The organism is Ignatzschineria larvae DSM 13226, from assembly GCF_038500265.1.
Lineage (GTDB): Bacteria > Pseudomonadota > Gammaproteobacteria > Cardiobacteriales > Wohlfahrtiimonadaceae > Ignatzschineria > Ignatzschineria larvae.
Map to the genome: position 1 here is coordinate 38764 of NZ_CP150637.1, position 20110 is coordinate 58873.

Consider the following 20110-nt stretch of genomic DNA (forward strand, 5'->3'; position numbering starts at 1 on the left):
TTTAGCAATTCTAATCGGGGGAAAAAACCCCTTAAGGTCAAAAAACGTGTACAATACCAACTCTAAATTTATAAGTATTTCCAGTGATGCAATTAGGCATCATTTTAGCGTTAAGTAGAGCGAATCAACATGAGTAAACTAGCAAAAGAAGTGGCCCGTCGCCGGACATTTGCCATTATTGCCCACCCGGATGCGGGTAAAACCACTATGACAGAAAAGCTCCTTCTATTTGGAGGCGCGATTAATCTTGCCGGCTCGGTTAAAGGTCGTAAAGCTGCCCGTCATGCCACCTCTGACTGGATGGAGCTAGAGCAACAGCGTGGAATCTCGGTGACTTCATCTGTGATGCAGTTCCCTTATCGTGATTGTATGATTAACCTACTGGATACGCCTGGGCATCAGGACTTCTCGGAAGATACCTATCGTACTTTGACCGCTGTGGACTCGGCGCTTATGATGATCGATTGTGCTAACGGGGTTGAAGAGCAGACGATCAAACTGATGAATGTCTGTCGCCTACGTGATACACCGATTATCACCTTTATTAATAAACTAGACCGGGATGGTAAAGAGCCGATCGATCTACTCGATGAAGTGGAAGATGTTTTAAAGATCAATTGTGCGCCAGTGACTTGGCCGATCGGTATGGGCCGGGATCTTAAAGGGGTTTATCATATTCTTGAAGATTATATTCACCTCTATGATGCCACTGAACGGGGTACTAAAAGTAAAGGACGTATTGTTAAAGGATTGAATAGCCCTGAACTTGATGAGGTTTTAGGGGAAGATCGCGCGAATGCTTTCCGTGAAGAGGTTGAATTAGTACGTGTTGCCAGTCATGAGTTTGATTTGAATGAGTATCTCGAGGGGCGATTAACGCCCGTCTATTTTGGTTCTGCTATTACAAACTTCGGCGTACAAGAGATGCTCGATGGATTTGTAGAGATTGCACCGGCACCACGTAAGCAAGCAACTTTGACTCGAGAAGTGATGGCAGATGAAGAGCCTTTAACAGGCTTTATCTTTAAGATTCAAGCAAATATGGATCCGCGGCATCGCGATCGTATCGCTTTTATGCGAGTCTGTTCTGGTAAATATACACCGGGAATGACAGCTCGGCATGTACGAATTGGTAAAAATATCCGGATTCCTGAAGCTTTGACCTTTATGGCCTCTGATCGAGGGCATTTAGATGAAGCTTATGCCGGCGATATTATCGGGATCTATAATCATGGCACAATTCGTATCGGTGATACCTTTACAGAGGGCGAAGAATTAAGCTTTAAAGGCATTCCTGATTTTGCACCAGAGCTCTTCCGCCGGGCACGTTTACGGGATCCGCTTAAGATGAAACATTTAGAGCGAGGACTTGAGCAACTTTGTGAAGAGGGGGCAACACAGCTCTTCAAACCTTTACGGAATAATGACTTAATCATTGGGGCTGTAGGGGTACTACAATTTGATGTTGTAGCACATCGTTTGAAAATAGAATATAACGTCGATTGTATCTTTGAACATGTAGATGTTTCCACAGCACGTTGGGTACATTCTAAAGATCCGAAGAAATTCGATGAATTTAAGCGAAAAGCTGAAGATAACTTAGCCGTAGATCATCATGGTGAATATGTCTATATTGCACCAACTCGCGTAAATCTACACTTAGCGCAAGAGCGTTACCCTGATATTAGTTTTGATGCCTTTAGAGAGATTCATGGGTAAGATCTAATTCTATCTAACAAGTATTAATATGAAGTTATGGAGGGCACATTCATTAGAATGTGCCTTTTATTTTTGTATCGATAAAAATAGGTGCTGCTCTTCAAATATAAAATGACTTAAAATTGAATTATTATATTATTTTGTGTAATATAATTAATATTATATTTTAATTTATGTTTTAACTTATATTAAATTTTCAGTAAGTTTACAAGTATTCAATGAACTTTAATTTACTTGCTTGTTCATTTACTGAATTGATTTTATTTTATATTAAGGAGTGTCTATGAAAAAGTTATTAATTGCTTCAGCGATTTCTCTATTAGGTTTCACTTCAACCGCTTTTGCGATGGATTTTGAGCAATATGTTTCCGCGAAAGCAGTATTGAACCATGTGAACAATAAATTTGAAACAGATGATCTTAATCTGAAAAAGAGTAAGAATGTCGGTGGCTTCCGTCTAGCCTATGGTGTCGCTTTTCCGGTCGATAGCAATAAAATTCGGACAGAATTAGAGTATGGCTATAATGGGAAAGTAAAGCTAGGTGAAACAATTGATGATGAGCATTATAATAGTGAAACAAAGTCGCAATCAGTGATGGTAAATGCTTATTTTGATTTTAATACTGATACAGCATTTACTCCCTATGTCGGCGCAGGTATCGGTTATGCGCGTTTAAAAAATACGATTGACCGAGGGGATACATCTTGGAGTAAAAGTAGTAACAACTTTGCCTGGAATGTGGGTGCAGGTGTAAGTTACGCTGTCAATCGTGATGTAGATATCGATCTGAGTTACCGTTATGCGGATTATGGTGATGTTAAACATAGTTATAGCAAAAATTCAGAAGGTAAAGTGAAACAACGGGGTAATGAATTCAACCTTGGGGTTCGCTTTAACTTTTAAGTTAGGTTTTGATTCTATCTATTCATATCTATAAGGTGATTGATAGAGATGTAGAATAGAGAGATAATATCGTATCGAGAGGCTTTGCAGAGATGCAGAGCCTTTTTTGTGCGAGATTAGGTTTATTAATCTATTTTCTATTATATTTCTATTTTGTATATAAATTTATTTAATAAATTATAAGATATAGTAGAATATGTGGTTGTCAATTTTTGTATATAAAAGGGATTATCATGAAAAAGAGAGCACTCGCATTGAGCCTTACTTTAATGGGGCTAGGAAGCATGGCAATCGCACAAGATTTTAATCAATATCTTTCGGCTAAAGCGGTATTAAATCATACTAATAGTAAGTTAGATGCGACTGAAGATGGGGAAACAGATACTTATAGTAAAAGCAAGAATGTAGGAGGTCTTCGTCTAGCTTATGGGTTAATATTGCCTATCAATGACGCGATAATTCGAACAGAGCTAGAATATGGTTATAATGGCAATGTTAAATTGTCTTACCAAGATGATCAGTTTGAAACAAAATCACAATCATTAATGGCAAATATCTATTATGACTTTGACACTAAATCCAATTTAGTCCCATATGCAGGTATTGGATTAGGATATGGCCGATTAAAAAATACATTATCACTACCGAAAGATGAAAATTATCATGAAACTAAAAGCAAGGGCAATTTTGCTTGGAATGTAACAGTGGGGGCGACATATACCGTTAGTGATACTGTCTCATTCGATATTAGTTATCGATATGCGGATTATGGCAAAGTAACACATACTTTTAATTCAACGAGTTTAGTTGATAAAGGAAGCATTAAATTACGTGGTAATGAGTTTAATTTTGGGATTCGTTATCGTTTTCCCGAATAGATTCGATTGATTTTTATTGTAGTAGAAAGATTTTACATTCTAGTAATCAAGATAGAGATGAATCCTACCTATTATTCATAGGTGGGATTTTTTATGATCTAACTAATTGATAAATAGGTGAAGAATATAAGATAGTTAGAAAAACCATCATTCCTTTCTATAAATTTCTCATTTAAAAATCAATCGCTTAATTGTTTTTATAACTGTTTTTAACAAAAAATACTATTATTTACGTTTATTTATATAGTAAACTACGATTCCTGTGAATCAGTGATATAAAAAGTTAGGAGTCGTTCATGAAAAAAGTTCTATTCATCTCTGCACTTACCATTGCAAGTGTTGCTTCCATCTCTAATGCACAAAGCTTTGAGCAATATGTGTCAGGTAAAGGTGCTGTGCGTTATGGTACTTATAAAGTCCAAAGTAATGAAGATAATGAAGAATTTAAAGAGAGCAAAAGTGTTGCGGGTCTTCGTCTTGCTTACGGTTTAGTATTTCCGATGGGTGAAAATAGCCTTCGTGCAGAATTAGAGTATGGTTTAAATGGTACGCAAAAAATGGACAAAACTTTAGATGAGGGGAATGTTCAGCTCAAAAACCGTATGAAATCACAATCATTAATGGCGAATGTCTATTATGATTTCAATACAGGCACACGTTTTACCCCTTATGTTGGTGCAGGTTTAGGTTATGCGCACCTCAAAAATGAAGTAGGTATTGTAGATCACGAGGATAATGACAACTATTCAATCTCTAAAAGCAAAGGGAACTTTGCTTGGAACGTGAGCGTTGGTACAAGCTATAAAATGGATAACAATCTCTCTTTAGATGTGAGCTACCGTTTTACCGATTACGGTAAAGTGAAATTTAACGCTAGCGAGAATAATATCAGCGCAACGGCGAAACTTCGTTCAAATGAATTAAACTTTGGTGTTCGCTATCAATTCTAAAATTGTTCCTTTTTAGAAGAGCGATCATAATATTGCTATAGTTCTATAACGCTATTGATAGAAGCTATTGAGAATACTTTTATGCGAAACCCTATTAGTCGATTGAGTGACTAATGGGGTTTTTCTTTATCTGAAATTTTATGAGACATTTTAAACAGAGAATCCTTGACTGATTCTATGGCGAAATCGATCTGTTTACTTTAAGCTAGAATATAAATATTACAAAAGCTTCAATGCTGATCAATGAAAAGGTGGAGAATGGGAGAATGATCAATTTAGCAGAGATAGGAACAGAGCAGAGTAATCCAAGAACGGCAGAGATCGATCAGCTCTCTACCTTAGAGATGGTGCGACTCATTAATCGTGAAGATCAAGCTGTGATTGATGCGGTTAATCGGGCAACCCCGCAGATTGCAGCGGCGATTGATCTGATTGTAGTAGCAATAAAACAGGGAGGGCGATTGATCTATATGGGTGCCGGTACTTCTGGGCGATTAGGGGTATTAGATGCCTCGGAATGTCTGCCTACTTTTGGCGTTGGTGAGGAAGCGGTGATCGGTATTATTGCCGGTGGAGATCGGGCGTTACGTCATCCGGTGGAGAATGCTGAGGATAATTTTGAAGCTGGCAAGGCAGACTTAGAAGCGATTCATTGTAATGAGAAAGATGTTGTTTGTGTGATTGCCTCATCAGGGAGAACCCCTTATTGTCTGGGAGCTTTAGCCTATGCCAAGATAATAGGTGCCGGAAGTGTTGCCATTGCGTGTGTTGCCGGGAGTCAAATTGGCCAAAAGGCGGATATCGCCATTGAAGCCGTTGTCGGGGAAGAGGTCATTACCGGTTCTACCCGTATGAAATCGGGATCGGCGCAGAAGATGATCCTCAATATGCTTTCCACAGGAACAATGATTCGTTTGGGCAAAGTATATGGGAATCAGATGGTTGATCTGCGTGCGACCAATGAAAAGTTAGTGGCAAGAGCTGAGCGGATTGTGATGCAAGTAACGGGATGTAGTTCGAGTGAAGCGAAAGCGCTTCTTCAAAAGAGCCAAGGCGCAGTCAAACCGGCGATAGTGATGGCTTTATTAGCGACTTCTTATGAAAAAGCGCAGGCGCTATTAGCGCAGTATGATGGCCATATTCGGCAATTATTAGTGGCTGAAAGAGGAGATCGATAGATGTCACAATCATTATTGCAATCTTTACCGCCCTCTCTACCACAATCGCTATTTGCTGTCGGGATTATGACCGGCACATCATTAGATGGTATCGATGTCGCATTAGTGAAATTAGAGGGAAGAGGGGCTGATGTAACGTGTCAGCTACTGCATTTTTATAGCCAACCTTTAGAGGATGATTTACGGTATAAAATTACGCAAGCGTGTGATCTTGAGCAATCGAATGTGGCTTTGATTTGTACTCTTAATACCGAATTAGGATTACTGTATGCAGAAGCAGTAGAGGTATTGTTGCAGGAAGTAGTAACGTTGCAACAGGAAGGTGCTCAACATTTGCAAGATTTTCCCGGAAGATTCGATTTTATCGCTTCTCATGGGCAGACTATCTATCATTTACCGCAATCACAATCGGCAACTCATCAATTAACACCCTCTACTTTACAGATAGGGGATCCATCAATGTTAGCTTACCACTTTGCGACAGATGTCTATTTTAATTTTCGGATGATGGATGTGGTCGCAGGCGGAGATGGCGCACCTTTGGTGCCGATGACAGAATGGCTCTTATATCGTAGTGCAACGGCAAATCGCTTGCTGCAAAATATCGGTGGGATTGGCAATGTGACAATTCTGCCGAAAGGTGCCGATATTGAGGATCTTTGGGCTTTTGATACGGGCCCCGGCAATATGATGATCAATGAAGCGATGGAGCGGCTCTATCAGAAAACCTATGATCATAATGGTGAGATTGCTCAGCAAGGAGAATTGATTGAACCTTTATGGCAGCAATTATGCCAACATCCCTATCTTGCAGAAAATCCCCCCAAATCCACAGGGAGAGAACAATTCGGCGCACGCTTCACGCAATCATTATTACAGCAGTATTTATCCCCTCAAAATTGTGCTTATTCGCCGGCGGATATTATTCATACCTTGACAAGATTTACGGCATTTTCGATTGCCGAGAGCTACCGGCGATATGTATTTCCTTCCATAGATATTAATGAAGTGATTGTCGGAGGGGGAGGTGCTTATAATAGTGCTTTGTTGCGTTATTTACAGGCTGAATTGCCAGATCAGCGGATATTAACAGGAGAGAATTTAGGGCTCTCAAGCGATGCGAAAGAGGCGATAGCCTTTGCACTTTTAGGTTATTTAACAAGAGAAAGGCTTGCGGGCAATGTTCCACGTGCAACCGGCGCAAGGGAAGCGCTTGTCCTCGGGCAAATATGCCCGAATCCTTTCCCGAAGAGAGAAGAATAGTGGTAAAATATCGAGAATTAGCAGCTCTATTTTTGAGTGAAATCAAAGCAATAACGATCGTTAATAATGATTGTAATGTGATTTATTAAACATATCATCATTACGGGGAATTATTGATGCATTGAGTTTAAAATTGATGCTTTAGATAGGTTAGTAATATCTAGTTATATTTATGTTGTAGCATTGGCTACTGAAATTTGAGGAGGTTTGTTATGTCTACTGCGACCGCGCAGAGGTCTGTCGAAACAGCACCTATTTTAGAATTAGGGATTACTGAATGGCGTGCAGAAGAGTGTGATCATGATAATATTGCGAGCCATTTAGAGAAGGGGGATGTACTCTATTTCCCGTCACTACCTTTTGCTTTAACGCCGGAAGAATCCGCGCTGCTTGACCCCAAATATGTCAGCCCTAAGCGCAAAAATATTATGTACCAAGCGGATCAAGATGAGATTCGAGGAACAGCGGATGATGTGACTGAGGCACAGAAGCAGGTGCTCAAAGGCTTATTGAAACGGTATGCTGAAGCGAGTTATCGACTCATTACCGATATTATTCCTGAGTATAAGGATAAACTGCATAGCCCGATGAATACGCTTCGTCTAAATGCAATTGATGAATGGAGTGATAGTCATTCATTTCGTAAAGATGATCGACGGTTACACGTTGATGCTTTTCCATCACGCCCGCTTCATGGGAAACGTATTATTCGGATTTTTACCAATATTAATCCGAATGGCATTCCTCGGAAATGGCGCGTTGGAGAAGCCTTTCCGGATCTTGCGAAGCGTTTATTGCCGAAAATTAAGCCTTACTCTAAATTAGGCGCAACCCTTTTAGACACGCTACAGATTACCAAAAGTAAGCGTACCCATTATGATCATATTATGTTGCAGTTCCATGACATTATGAAAGAAGATCAAGAGTACCAAGATCGGGGGATTCAATGGGAAGTGAATTTTATGCCGGGCTCAACCTGGGTCTGTTTTTCGGATCAAACGCCCCATGCGGCGATGAGTGGGCAATTTATGCTAGAGCAGACTTTCCAATTAGATGTGGAAGATATGGTGGATAGTTCACAATCTCCACTTAAAGTTTTAGAAGGATTAGTAGGTAAACCATTACTATAATCCGCATATTAATCGAGGATTGTTAGTGAGATGATTTACGCAAACATCATCCCATGTCGACAAAAATGCTGATATCATATTGATCAGCATTTTTTTATGGCGCTTATTTGGGGAAAATAGCGACTATTTTGAATAGATAATAAGAGGGGAAAAGTAGATGTATGAAGCGGCGATGCTCTTAATCTCATTAGCGGGGATTCACTTTATGGCGCTTGTTACGCCGGGACCCGATTTCTTTTTGGTGACACAGGTCGCAGTGAGCCATTCTCGGCGAGAGGCGATGATGACAGTGATGGGGATTACCCTTGGTGTTGCGATTTGGGCGGTTGTCGCGCTTCTTGGTCTACATGTATTGGTAGAGAGGCTTCCTTGGATCCAAGCAGTACTCTTCTTAGCCGGTGGTTGTTATTTGATTTATCTCGGTATTTTACTCTTGAAGAGTAGCTATCAACAGCTCAAAAGTCGTAAAGTGCAGATTGAGGATATGTTAGAAAATCCACTTACGGATGATCAATTAGTGGAACTAGGACCAAAGAAAATGAGTGGTCGCACGCTCTTTTTAAAAGGACTTTTTACGAATCTCTCAAACCCCAAATCCTTAATCTATTTCGGGAGTGTTTTTGTGATCTTTATCGGCGGTAATATCTCTACAGTCTTGCGGGCGGAGATCTTTACTTTAGTGATCGTAGAGACTTTTCTTTGGTTTTTAGTGGTGGTGATTTTATTCTCTCTTCCACAGATGAAAGCACTCTATCAAAAGGCCGGCGCTTATATTGATGGAATTGCTGGGATCTTCTTTGTCGGATTTGGCGGCGGATTACTCTATCAAGCGGCAGTGCAGTTATTAGGATGATTCTTGAACTGTTAATTACCCATTTGGGATAAGTATTTGTAGAAATTGGGGAGAAGCTTGGGATAGATTGCTGATATCCCAAGTTTTTTTAGAGCGTTATTACCCGTTTTTATTGTGATAGATAGTTATAACTTTGCCATGCGCAGAGTTATCCCGATAGTTATCCAAAGAAATTGTGCATAACTGTGGAGAGTATTGTTGATTGTAGGGTTATGCAAAGAGATAAAAATTATAGGATGAACCACAGGTCTAACCATAGGGCAAACAAATCAATATAGTAATGTCGGTTCAAAATAAGCTTATTTAAGTGCCGGCGCATCGGCTGTAATAAGTAAGGAAGCCATTCTATCCGGCATCTTGCAAGTGTTGTTTAAAATCATTTTTCTTAACCCAAATTTACTATATAAAAAAACCGCAGACATTTAATCTACGGTTTAATGTTTAGATTCTATTTTTAAAAATCAGAGATCTATTTCACTTTTTTGAAACCGGCGGTTTCAAGTAATTGACCTGTTGCTGAGTAGCTCACGCCTTCATTTGGGTCGCCATTAAAGGCCGAACCTGGAAGTTCTGCTAATTCAGCAAGATCCGCTTTGGTTAAATCAATAATGATGGTTTCATGGGCATCTTTATCGCCATAAGTCATATTGTAAGTAATGCCTTTGATTGCAGCGTAATCAATATTATTAGTTACTTCAGAAAGAATTTTTTCAGCTTCAGCGGCATTTGATGCACCAATCGCATCATAAGCGATAATGCTATCGGTTTCTTGACGAGTGATTTTGTCATCTTTCCCTACGAGGGTAATGCGAACAGTGACTCCCGGCTGTTCAAGCTCATAAGTAGATGTCACTTCCTCTTGGGGAACTGCCTTCGCTGTTTCTACAGCAGGTGTTGTGTTTGTTGTTTCATTCTGAGTAGTCTCTTTAGCATCATCAGAACATGCAACAAGAAGGGATGCAAAGATGATACCAAGGCCGAGTTTATATAACTTTTTCATTATTGATAACCTTTTGTAAATATTATTGAGTTAAATGCATGAATCGACAGTAGTCGACAATATTAATATTTTATAGCACTCGATCAACTAATGCTATGGATTTTGCAGAATAATCTAAGCGTGAAGGAATGTTATTTTGGTAACATATTGAGGATTAATAATTTCTTGAATTATCACGTAATTTTTATCTGCTATTTTTGAAGTATTAGATAGCATTCTTAACTAATTTCGTATTATTCGTATTATTCGTATTATTCGTATTATAACTTATTGAATATGATAGGGAGATAAAAATGCAGCAGCCATGGTTAAGGTTTCCAGTGATCGATTTAGATAGTTTAGTCTATCATCATTATCCTTTAGCTGCTGATGTGATCGTTATCGGTGCCGGAATTGCCGGTGCAAGTGTAGCGTATCATTTTGCACAAGCAGGATTAAAGGTATGGGTATTAGATAAAGCTGCCACTCCTGCAACTGCAGGATCAGGCAATCGGCAAGGAATGCTCTATGTGAAGCTCTCACCTCATACGGCACTAGAGAATGAATTAGCCCTTGCAGGGTTTCAATATACTTTACAATTATTGAAACAATTGACGGCCCAAGGATTATTAATAAAGGGAAAAGATTGGGATGATTGTGGCTTATTGCAATTATCTTATGCGAGTAAAAAGCCGGAATATCAAACGATCTTAGCTGAGCAATATCCTGAAACCATGCAACTTGTAGATTCTCAAACTGCAAGTGAATTAGCCGGCATTTCGCTTCATTCTGGCGGGATTCTATTCCCTAAATCGGGTTGGGTTGTCCCTCAAGCCTTCACGAAAGCGCTATTACAACATTCGAATATTACCTTTCTGCCAAATCAGGCAGTATTTGATGTGCAATCAGTTGCTGAGGATCCCGATCTTCCTTTATGGAGGGTGAAAACAGCAGAGCAGAGTTATCAGAGTAAAATAGTGGTGCTTGCGATGGCGAGTGATGTTTGTAAATTAAAAGTATGTGAAAATCTTCCTGTTATATCGGCACGTGGGCAGACAACCTCTCTGAAGCAGGCAAATCCTTTGAAGATGGTGGTGAGTGGGAAAGGCTATATTGCCCCATCTATTGAACAAAATGGTCATTATTGGACAACCTTTGGGGCCACTTTTGAACATCATGGGGAAGTTTCAGCGCCAACGGAGCGGGAGCATCGAGAAAATATCGCCATGCTTGAGCAGAATTCGGAACAATTAGCAGAAGATTTAGAATTAAGTGCAAGGATGCCGAAATTGCCGGGCACGTTAGAGGGAAGAGTAGCGCTTAGAGCAAGTGCACCAGGATCTCTACCTATTGTCGGCCCTATTGCGCAATACGATGAATTTATGACGCGCTTTGCATCCATTCGGTTAGATGCAAAGCGTATTCCTGATGCTAAAGTGCCTTGGGAACAAGGGCTCTACTTATCAACTGCACATGGCGCAAGGGGGATGATTACTGCCCCCCTATCCGGTAAAATGTTGATCAATATGTTGCGGGCAGGGGAATATATTGAGGAGGATATTAATGAGAACCCTTCCCCCCGACTCACCGAAGCCATGTATAGAGTCTTGCACCCCAACCGTTTTTATTACCAGCAGCTACGTTCTGGAAAATCTCCTGGCGAATTTGGTTAGCTTCTTCGAGTAACATCCGAATATAAGCCCAATCTTTTTGGTAATTAATGGGGACAAAGCGATCAGCGCCCAATAATTCATGCTGCATACTCCCTGAAAAACGGTAATCAAAAATACATTGCTGTAGTTTTTCTCGAAACTCAGGGGCTAATTTATGAGAGTAAGTAATGGCCGCCGCAGGGAAAGGTTCGCTTTGATAGATGATACGAAATTCGCCTTCTTTAATGCGTTGTTGTCCGATCATTCTTTCATAAACCTCAGCTGAGATAACCGCTGCATCGTAATCTCCTGATTTTACGCCTACAATGGAGAGATCATGTTTACCTGAAAAGATCACCTCATAATCAACGCCGGGAATGATGCCTTCTTGAGGAAATAGTGCTAAAGCACCTAAGTGCCCAGAGTTAGAGACGGCATCTGTGTGTGCTACGCGTTTACCTTTCAGGTCTGTGAGTTTTTGATAAGGGCTATCGCTACGAGCAATGACAATCAGGCCGGAATAAGCAATGCCTTGTTGATTGCCTTTGGCCGCAAAGGGAACTGCTCCTGCGCGATTCACTGCGGCAACGGTGCTACCTGAAGAGAACCCAGCAACATGCAACCGACCAGCGCGCATCGCTTCAATCTCGGCCTCATTACTCTGCATTTGATAATAAATCACTTTTGAGTCAAGGCAATTTGCCAAATGATCTGTAAATCTTGTTATATATTTTGAGTAGGGAGAGAGATCCTCAAAAGGCGAAAATGAGACGATCAACGTTTGAGGTGTAATCATTTGTTCAGGATCTGTAGGAAGATCGGCAATCAAATCGTAATCGTTGTCACAATAGGGCTCTTCGAGCATTCCTCGATGATTACATTCGGCACTAAAAGCGACTAACATATTGAAAAATATCGCTATAATGGTAACAATGAAACGTAGCCTATTCATTGTGAATCCCTCATAAGTAGCTATGAAAATGTTCAAAATTTCTTAAATAATAATATTTTTTAACATTTATAGCAATATTTTTCACTTATTTTACAAATGTTATCATCTGCTCATGCGATAAGCGATAAATTGTTCTTCATCATCAAGGTATTGCATATAGGGGTTAGCTATTATCTGATGTGCTAATGTGTCAGTTGCATTAGGCCCATAGGCATGACCTGTACGAAGAGTCACATGGGGCGGCACTTCTGCTTTAATTCTATTGAGTGAATAAAAGAGTGCGCTTGGATCGGATCCTGGTAAATCAGCACGGCCTGAGCCATTAATAAAGAGCGTATCGCCGGTAATAAGGTCATCACTTAAAAGAAAACAGATAGAGCCGCTGCTATGTCCAGGAGTCAAAAGTACTTTTACTTTCTCACCGGCAAAGTCTAGCGTATCATTATCGAAAATAGGAATTACATCATCTGGTAACTCTCGAAATGCTGGTGGAAGATCGCCTTTCGGAAATGAATTGATATAATCAATTTCTACATTAGATGCATAGACAGGAACAGGAAAATACTCTCTTAATGCTTTGACTGCGCTCACATGATCATGATGACCATGTGTTAGCCAAATCGCCACAGGCTTGAGGTTGAGTTTTTGTAAACGATCAATAAAGTATTGCTCATCCCAAGCGGGATCGATAATGATCGCTTCACCGGTTTCCATATCTTCAATAATATGACTAAAATTTTCATAACGCTCATAAACTTCGGAATGAATACGATATCGGGGTGCCATAGAGATCTCCTAAATATTGATGATCGAGCCATTGTGGCTGCAAAAGTAGTATTTATCTTCCTAATCTCTTCAATATAACATATTGATCTATGTTATTCGCTTGACGTAGTTGTTTCATCGCCTATTAGATAATCGAGAACTCTAATGATCAAAAACTCTAATGATCGAAAAATTTAAATTCTCAATTTTTTGCTTATATTAAATTTGGTTTAAGAAAAATGGTTTTAAACAACACTTGCACGATGCCGGATAGAACAGCTTCCTCACTTATTACAACCGATGCGCCGGCATTTATAGTCATTCTAGTTTAAGAAAATTCACAATCATTATAGGATGAAGATTCTTACAAGCTTACAAACATCTTTACTTAATAATTTAAAACCGATTTCACTATACTATAAAAGAAGCCCCATTATGATTGCATCATTAATGGGGCTTTTGAATGCGATAGCATTACAACTCTTCAGAAAGCGTTACATGATTAGATTATAGTAACCTTTAATGGTTCATCTTAGAATGATCCATTGGCATCGTATGCTCATTCTGTTTGGTGGCTTTATGATCTGTCGGCATCTGAGATTGCTGCATGGCTGGCATCTCTGACCTGTTATGTTCCGGCATATTATGATTCATAGAATGATCCGTACCATTAGTACTATTGTGGTTATGATTAGCAGCATTACCGTGATCGCCAGCATTGCCATGATCGCCATGTCCATGTCCATGTCCCATATTTTGCATCTGCGTCAAAATGTCTGTGGCACTCTGCTCACCGCTACGAATTTTCTCTGTTTGGGTGCTGACCATTTCAGCGCGTTTTGTGACACGATCTTGGGGCGCAATCCAGCCAAGATAGTAGATCGCCATTACAAGAACCACTAAACCTGCGATCATACGCACTCCTTTCTTCGCGAAGAAGTGGCCAACAAAGTTTCCAAAAATCGCAAGGCCCAACATAATAGGAAGTGTGCCAAGGCCAAAGGCAAACATAATGGCGGCAGATTTTGCGACAGAACCTGCGCCCATGGCGACGGCTAGAGGTCCATAAACTGCACCACAAGGGAGTAATCCCCAGATCATACCAACAAGATAAGTCCCTTTAGCAGTACGAATAGGGAAGAAACGTTGAGAGAATTTTTGAATGGGTTTCCAAATTGATTGAAAAGGGCGTTCAATCCAACTTAACGCTTGTGGTAAGCCGAAGAGTTGTAAGGCAATAAAGATCATAATAGCGCCGGCAACATAACGGATAATATATTGAATGGCAGTAATATCAGAGACAGATGCTGCAATTAAGCCACCAATAACACCTAGAAGTGTGTAGGTTGAAATACGACCTAGATTATAGAGAATCGCTGCCGGAATGCGTTTATAGGCATTATTCATTCCCAAGATACCAATTACAGGGCCACACATGCCGACACAGTGTGTTTGAGCAGCAAAGCCTATAAAAAATGCCCCTGAGATTAAGGCCAGAAATTCCATCATTACGAAGTCCTCATGTTGTTATTATGAATAATTGTTAAATAGATAATCTTTATAGAATCATTTTGTTGGTATCTATAATCAATAGGTTAGTTTGAATGATTGATCGTGAAACCATGGCTATTTTGAATGCTGATCATCATAATGGAAATTGCAAAAGACTCAAAGGAAAACTCACTGTCAACGTCATAGCAAACCTTAAAGCCATTTTGAAAAAGGTATAGAAAAGCAAGAGAAAAAGTAAGAGAAAGTATTAGTGAGGATGACATTAGGGTATTTATCAATGGTGATTTGAGGGTGACTTACGGATAAATTTGTAGATGAAAGAATGAATTTGTAGCGATATAGGGTAGAATAGCGGGGAACTATTTTGGTGATTCTGCGCTTGAGTCTCGATTAATGGGCTATCTTTAGCAAAATTGATCAGCAGCTACTTCGGCGCCCTTATTGTTAGTAAAGGATTTATTTCTATGTCAGGACAATTTATCTACACGATGAATCGTGTGAGTAAAGTGGTACCGCCTAATCGTGAGATTTTAAAAGATATCTCTATCTCATTTTTCCCAGGTGCAAAAATTGGGGTGTTAGGCCTTAATGGTGCTGGTAAATCAACATTACTTCGCATTATGGCGGGTGTTGATACCAATATTCAAGGTGAGGCGCGTGTTCAACCGGGGACAAAAATCGGTTTCTTAGAGCAAGAGCCAAAGTTAAATGAAGCGCTTGATGTGCGTGGTAACCTTGAAGAAGCGCTCGGCGATATTAAAAAAGCGCAAGAAGAGCTCGATCAAGTTTATGCCGCTTATGCCGAACCAGATGCGGATTTTGATGCATTAGCAACGAAGCAAGCAGAGCTTGAAGCGATTTTAGCAAGCAGCGATGGTCATAGTTTAGATCGTCAATTGGAGATTGCTGCCGATGCACTTCGTTTGCCGCCGATGGATCGTGATATTGCGACCCTTTCAGGGGGGGAAAAACGCCGGGTTGCGCTCTGTAAATTACTGCTTTCAAAACCAGATATGCTTCTGCTTGATGAGCCTACAAACCATTTAGATGCAGAATCTGTGGCTTGGCTTGAGCGTTTCTTGCATGATTATCCCGGTACTGTTGTGGCGGTAACCCATGATCGTTATTTCCTTGATAATGTGGCAGGTTGGATTTTAGAGCTTGACCGCGGACATGGTATTCCTTATGAAGGTAACTACTCTAGTTGGCTTGAGCAGAAGACTCGCCGTTTAGAGCAAGAAGCGAAGCAGGAAGAATCTCGTGCAAAAGCAATTAAGAAAGAGCTTGAGTGGGTGCGCGCCGGTGTGAAAGGTCGTCAAACGAAGTCGAAAGCACGTTTGGCACGTTTTGAAGAGCTTGAGAGTCAAGAATATCAACAACGTAATGAGACGATGGAGATCTATATCCCACCTGGACCTCGTTTAGGGGACTTGGTGATTGAAGCTACTGATGTTGCGAAAGCCTTTGGCGATAAACTACTTTATGAGGATTTAAGCTTTAATCTGCCTAAAGGTGGCATTGTGGGTGTTATTGGGCCTAATGGTGCGGGTAAATCAACGCTCTTTAAATTGATGACCGGTCAATTAGAGGCAGATAAAGGGACATTTCGAGTTGGAGAAACTGTTGAGCTTGCGTATGTAGATCAGAGTCGTGATACGCTTGACCCTAACAAAACTGTTTGGGAAGAGATCTCAGATGGTTTAGATATGATCCGTGTGGGTACTTATGAAACACCATCTCGTGCGTATTGTGGGCGCTTTAACTTCAAAGGTTCAGATCAACAAAAATTGGTACGCGATCTATCAGGCGGTGAGCGTAATCGGGTGCATTTAGCGAAAGTTCTTCGTTCAGGTGGAAATGTGATTCTTCTCGATGAACCGACAAATGACCTTGATGTGGAAACTTTACGGGCACTTGAGGATGCGATTTTAGCATTTGCGGGCTGTGTTGTAGTGATTTCCCATGACCGTTGGTTCTTAGATCGAATTGCAACACATATTTTGGCCTTTGAAGGAAATTCTCATGTAGAATGGTTTGAAGGAAACTATGAAGAGTATGAAGCAGATCGCCGCCGCCGTCTTGGAGATGATGCGGATCGTCCTCAACGTATTAAATACAAACCGATCTCTCGCTAAGCGTGAGACTAGATCTATTCTTAAGGAGCAATCATTATGGCACTAGATAAGAAACAGGTAGAGTTAGACGAAAATGCACTCCCTATCTGCTGTCCTCCGCTTGAGGTGGATGCTTGGGGTTATCATCCGCGTGTCTATCTAAGTCCTGATCAAGAAGGGAAAGTAAAATGCCCTTATTGCAGCACTGAATATATTGTTGAGTAATTGGCTGAGTAATCTGTTGAATTCTCTCAAACACGTTTGAAAGATATTGCCGGCACTTCAGTGTTCTCACTTGTGAGATTTTGACTGAAGTGCTTGTTGTATTTCTTATAAAGTATCTATTACTTATAAAATTAATATAAAAATTAATTAAAGAACTCTAAACATTTATGAAAATTTTAGCAGTCGATGCTTCAACTGCGGCTTGTTCAGCGGCGGTCTATGCACATGGAGAAGTAGTCGAACGACTTACTGTTGCTTCACGTAAACATATTGAGCTTCTAAAGCCAATGGTATTAGAAGTGATGGCAGGATCAGAGCTCGATTTTAAAGATTTAGATGGCTTAGCATTCGCTGTCGGTCCTGGCAGTTTTGCCGGGCTTCGGATTGCCTGTGGTTTTATTCAAGGATTGGGCGCCGGGCTTGATTTGCCTATTGCCCCTATCTCAACGCTGGCAGCTTTAGCTTATTCGGTGCTTGAAGAGCATCCTGAGGTAAAAGTAATGCCGATGCTTGATGCAAAGATGAATGAGGTGTATTGGGCTATTTATGCATTAGATGAAGATAAACAACTCATTAATATTGCAGAGGATCAAGTGAATACTTTAGAAGAGATCTATGCACTTTTTGCCGAGAGCTCTGAACCGGTATTAGGCATTGGTGATGGTTGGACGTTAGATAGTGAGGCAGTAGAAAAATTAAATGCCACAATGATTGTTGATCGTCATTATCCGCGAGCAGGGGATATTGCCTTATTGGCAAAGCGGGATCTGGATAAAGGTCTCGGGCTCTATGCTGATCAAGTTTCACCGGTCTATTTACGCCATAATATTGCACTGACGATTGAAGAGCAGCAAGCGCTACGTGCGGCAAAAGCAGAAGCTGAGGAATCGTTGTAAGCCTACCTATTTTTTGCAATCGATATGTCGGCATTTATAGTAATATCGGTTCAAAATCAGCTTATTTAAATGCCGGCGCATCAGCTGTAAAAAGCGAGGAAGCCTTTCTATCCGGCATCTTGCAAGTGTTGGTGAGTCAGGTTTTATGTTCTTTTAACCCCACAATAGCTGTTTAAGAACCATTTTTCTTAAACCAAATTTACTATAAATCAGCTTGTTTTGAAGTGAACATACTTAAAGATGAGTAAAATAAAAGCGCCCATTGATGAGTTCAATCGGCGCTTTTCTGTGTCCTAAAATCCTTGTGTAATCAAAGAATTTTCTATGAATAAAACATCGTTTTATGGATTGAGCGTTGCTTTGATGACGTTCACAATCTCTGTCACCGGCACCATCGTTGCAGCTTCATCGGTTCTTGCTTTGAATTCAACTTCACCGTTTTTAAGTGTACGATCACCAATCACCACCCGATAAGGAATGCCGATCAGTTCATGGTCACTAAAAGCTTCGCCTGGGCGAATATTCCGATCTTCTAATAAAACATCGATACCGAGCGTTAATAACTCATCGTAGAGTTTATCGGTAGTCTCTTTCACAAGTTCAGATTTACCATAATTCATTGGAATGAGTGATAGGGTAAAAGGTGCAATCGCTTTAGGCCAGATAATGCCGGCATCATCATTGCGCTGCTCAATCGCTGCGGCAACAATACGGGTAACGCCGATTCCATAACACCCCATCTGCATCACAGTCGCTTTACCATTTTGATCAAGCACTGTCGCATTCATTGCTTTTGAGTAACGATCTCCTAGTTGGAAGATATGGCCGACTTCAATACCACGAGCAATGGCAATTTTACCCTTACCGCAAGGTGAGGGATCTCCTTCTTTGATTTCACGAAGATCTAATACTTCAGGCTCAGGGAGATCACGACCAATATTCACATTGATATAGTGGAAACCTGTTTCGTTTGCACCACAGCTAAAGTTGCTCATTAAGGCTGCTTGGCGATCAAATACCACTTTGATCGGCATATTGACAGGGCCAATAGAGCCCGGCGTTGTGTTAAGTGTATTTGCAATCTCTTCATCGCTCGCAAAGGTGAGTGGTACGGCAAAAAGACCACAGTTTTCTGCTTTCACTTCATTGAGTTCATGATCGCCTCGTAAGCAAACGGCAATGAGTTCGTTCTCTTTTCGACCATGAAGAATGAGCGTTTTGAGGTGCATTTCAGGCGGAGAATTTAAGAATTTGGCCAAATCTTCAATCGAGTGAACATTCGGTGTTTCGAGTTTTTTCAGTGCGCCGGTTGCTTCTCCACGCGTCCCAACGGCTATAGCTTCTGCTGCTTCCACATTGGCTGCATAATCAGATTCTGTAGAGTAGACAATCGCATCTTCGCCCGCTTGCGTTACAACGTGGAACTCTTGTGATTTACTGCCACCGATCGCACCGGAATCTGCCCAAACTGCACGATATTCTAGCTCTAAACGGTCTAAAATATTGCTGTAAGCGGTATACATTTTGTTGTAAGTGTCGTCGAGGGATTCTGCATCAATATGGAAAGAGTAAGCATCTTTCATCAAAAACTCTCGAGAGCGCATCACGCCGAAACGTGGACGAATTTCATCGCGGAATTTCCATTGAATTTGATAGAAATTGATTGGCAGTTGGCGATAGCTCTTGAGTTCTTGGCGGGCAAAATCAGTGATAATCTCTTCATGAGTGGGACCTAAACAGTAATCGCGCATATGGCGATCTTTGAAGCGAAGTAATTCAGGGCCAAATTTCTCCCATCGGCCTGATTCAATCCAAAGTTCTGCAGGTTGCGCTGATGGCATGAGCATCTCAAGTGCCCCCGCTTTATTCATCTCATCCCGTACGATATTTTCAGTTTTTTGCAATACCCGGAGACCTAACGGGCTCCAACTATAGATTCCTGATGTAACGCGGCGAATTAAGCCTGCGCGTAGCATCAGTTGATGTGATTTGATCTCAGCATCGTTAGGTGTATCGCGAAGAGTGTTAATTAAAAATTGACTTGTTTTCATAGTAGATTGTCTGTTAATCGCTTAATATATGGTTTTTAAATATGGTTTTTAAATATAATTTTTAAATTTATAGAGACCAAGAAATAAAG

General features: G+C 40.6%; 17 protein-coding genes. 12 read left to right on the forward strand and 5 right to left on the reverse strand.

The window, feature by feature from the left end; genetic code table 11:
* Positions 1–129: 129 nt before the first annotated feature.
* The 8 genes from WMO13_RS00165 to WMO13_RS00200 all read left to right on the forward strand — a co-directional run bounded on the left by WMO13_RS00165 (position 130) and on the right by WMO13_RS00200 (position 8875).
* On the forward strand, positions 130–1719 hold the full coding sequence (locus tag WMO13_RS00165; RefSeq protein WP_026878763.1) for a peptide chain release factor 3: 1590 nt from the start codon (positions 130–132) through the stop codon (positions 1717–1719).
* 283 nt (positions 1720–2002) lie between these two features.
* Positions 2003–2623: an outer membrane protein gene (locus tag WMO13_RS00170; RefSeq protein ID WP_051396185.1), complete on the forward strand. Its 621-nt coding sequence runs from the start codon at positions 2003–2005 to the stop codon at positions 2621–2623.
* Positions 2624–2856: 233 nt separating this feature from the next.
* The gene (locus WMO13_RS00175; RefSeq protein ID WP_026878764.1) at positions 2857–3501 is read left to right on the forward strand and encodes an outer membrane protein; all 645 of its coding nucleotides are present in this window, start codon (positions 2857–2859) and stop codon (positions 3499–3501) included.
* A gap of 296 nt (positions 3502–3797) precedes the next feature.
* Entirely contained in the window at positions 3798–4451 is a 654-nt protein-coding gene (locus WMO13_RS00180) for an outer membrane protein (protein WP_051396186.1), read from the forward strand.
* Between the two features lie 266 nt (positions 4452–4717).
* Positions 4718–5629: an N-acetylmuramic acid 6-phosphate etherase gene (gene murQ, locus WMO13_RS00185; protein WP_034855556.1), complete on the forward strand. Its 912-nt coding sequence runs from the start codon at positions 4718–4720 to the stop codon at positions 5627–5629.
* Positions 5630–6892, forward strand: a complete 1263-nt coding sequence (gene anmK, locus WMO13_RS00190) for an anhydro-N-acetylmuramic acid kinase AnmK (protein ID WP_051396187.1) — start codon at positions 5630–5632, stop codon at positions 6890–6892.
* Positions 6893–7104: 212 nt separating this feature from the next.
* Positions 7105–8022, forward strand: a complete 918-nt coding sequence (locus WMO13_RS00195) for a Kdo hydroxylase family protein (RefSeq protein ID WP_051396188.1) — start codon at positions 7105–7107, stop codon at positions 8020–8022.
* A 157-nt stretch (positions 8023–8179) separates the two neighbouring features.
* A complete protein-coding gene (locus WMO13_RS00200; protein WP_051396189.1) occupies positions 8180–8875 on the forward strand; it encodes a LysE family transporter in 696 nt (231 codons plus the stop codon).
* A gap of 469 nt (positions 8876–9344) precedes the next feature.
* Here the strand turns inward: WMO13_RS00200 and WMO13_RS00205 are convergent, their stop codons facing one another.
* The gene (locus WMO13_RS00205) at positions 9345–9875 is read right to left on the reverse strand and encodes a DUF1307 domain-containing protein (protein WP_026878769.1); all 531 of its coding nucleotides are present in this window, start codon (positions 9873–9875) and stop codon (positions 9345–9347) included.
* A gap of 293 nt (positions 9876–10168) precedes the next feature.
* Between WMO13_RS00205 and mnmC the strand changes: the two genes are divergently transcribed.
* Positions 10169–11527, forward strand: a complete 1359-nt coding sequence (gene mnmC, locus WMO13_RS00210) for an FAD-dependent 5-carboxymethylaminomethyl-2-thiouridine(34) oxidoreductase MnmC (RefSeq protein WP_051396190.1) — start codon at positions 10169–10171, stop codon at positions 11525–11527.
* On the opposite strand, the gene phnD is transcribed toward mnmC, so the two are convergent.
* The 3 genes from phnD to WMO13_RS00225 all read right to left on the reverse strand — a co-directional run bounded on the left by phnD (position 11439) and on the right by WMO13_RS00225 (position 14732).
* Complete coding sequence (gene phnD, locus WMO13_RS00215) at positions 11439–12458, reverse strand: phosphate/phosphite/phosphonate ABC transporter substrate-binding protein (protein WP_026878770.1); 1020 nt, start codon at positions 12456–12458, stop codon at positions 11439–11441. The genes mnmC and phnD overlap by 89 nt on opposite strands.
* Positions 12459–12560: 102 nt before the next feature.
* On the reverse strand, positions 12561–13244 hold the full coding sequence (locus WMO13_RS00220) for an MBL fold metallo-hydrolase (protein WP_034855559.1): 684 nt from the start codon (positions 13242–13244) through the stop codon (positions 12561–12563).
* Between the two features lie 498 nt (positions 13245–13742).
* On the reverse strand, positions 13743–14732 hold the full coding sequence (locus tag WMO13_RS00225; RefSeq protein WP_051396191.1) for a sulfite exporter TauE/SafE family protein: 990 nt from the start codon (positions 14730–14732) through the stop codon (positions 13743–13745).
* Between the two features lie 467 nt (positions 14733–15199).
* Here WMO13_RS00225 and ettA point away from each other — a divergent pair, with 467 nt between their 5' ends.
* From ettA to tsaB, 3 genes are all read left to right on the forward strand, one after another.
* Positions 15200–16870, forward strand: coding sequence for an energy-dependent translational throttle protein EttA (gene ettA, locus WMO13_RS00230; protein ID WP_034855561.1), 1671 nt, complete (start codon positions 15200–15202; stop codon positions 16868–16870).
* A 36-nt stretch (positions 16871–16906) separates the two neighbouring features.
* Positions 16907–17074, forward strand: coding sequence for a zinc-finger domain-containing protein (locus WMO13_RS00235; protein WP_084331468.1), 168 nt, complete (start codon positions 16907–16909; stop codon positions 17072–17074).
* Positions 17075–17241: 167 nt separating this feature from the next.
* A complete protein-coding gene (tsaB, locus tag WMO13_RS00240; protein ID WP_026878773.1) occupies positions 17242–17970 on the forward strand; it encodes a tRNA (adenosine(37)-N6)-threonylcarbamoyltransferase complex dimerization subunit type 1 TsaB in 729 nt (242 codons plus the stop codon).
* Positions 17971–18311: 341 nt separating this feature from the next.
* On the opposite strand, the gene WMO13_RS00245 is transcribed toward tsaB, so the two are convergent.
* Positions 18312–20021, reverse strand: coding sequence for a proline--tRNA ligase (locus WMO13_RS00245; RefSeq protein WP_026878774.1), 1710 nt, complete (start codon positions 20019–20021; stop codon positions 18312–18314).
* Between the last annotated feature and the right edge of the window lie 89 nt (positions 20022–20110).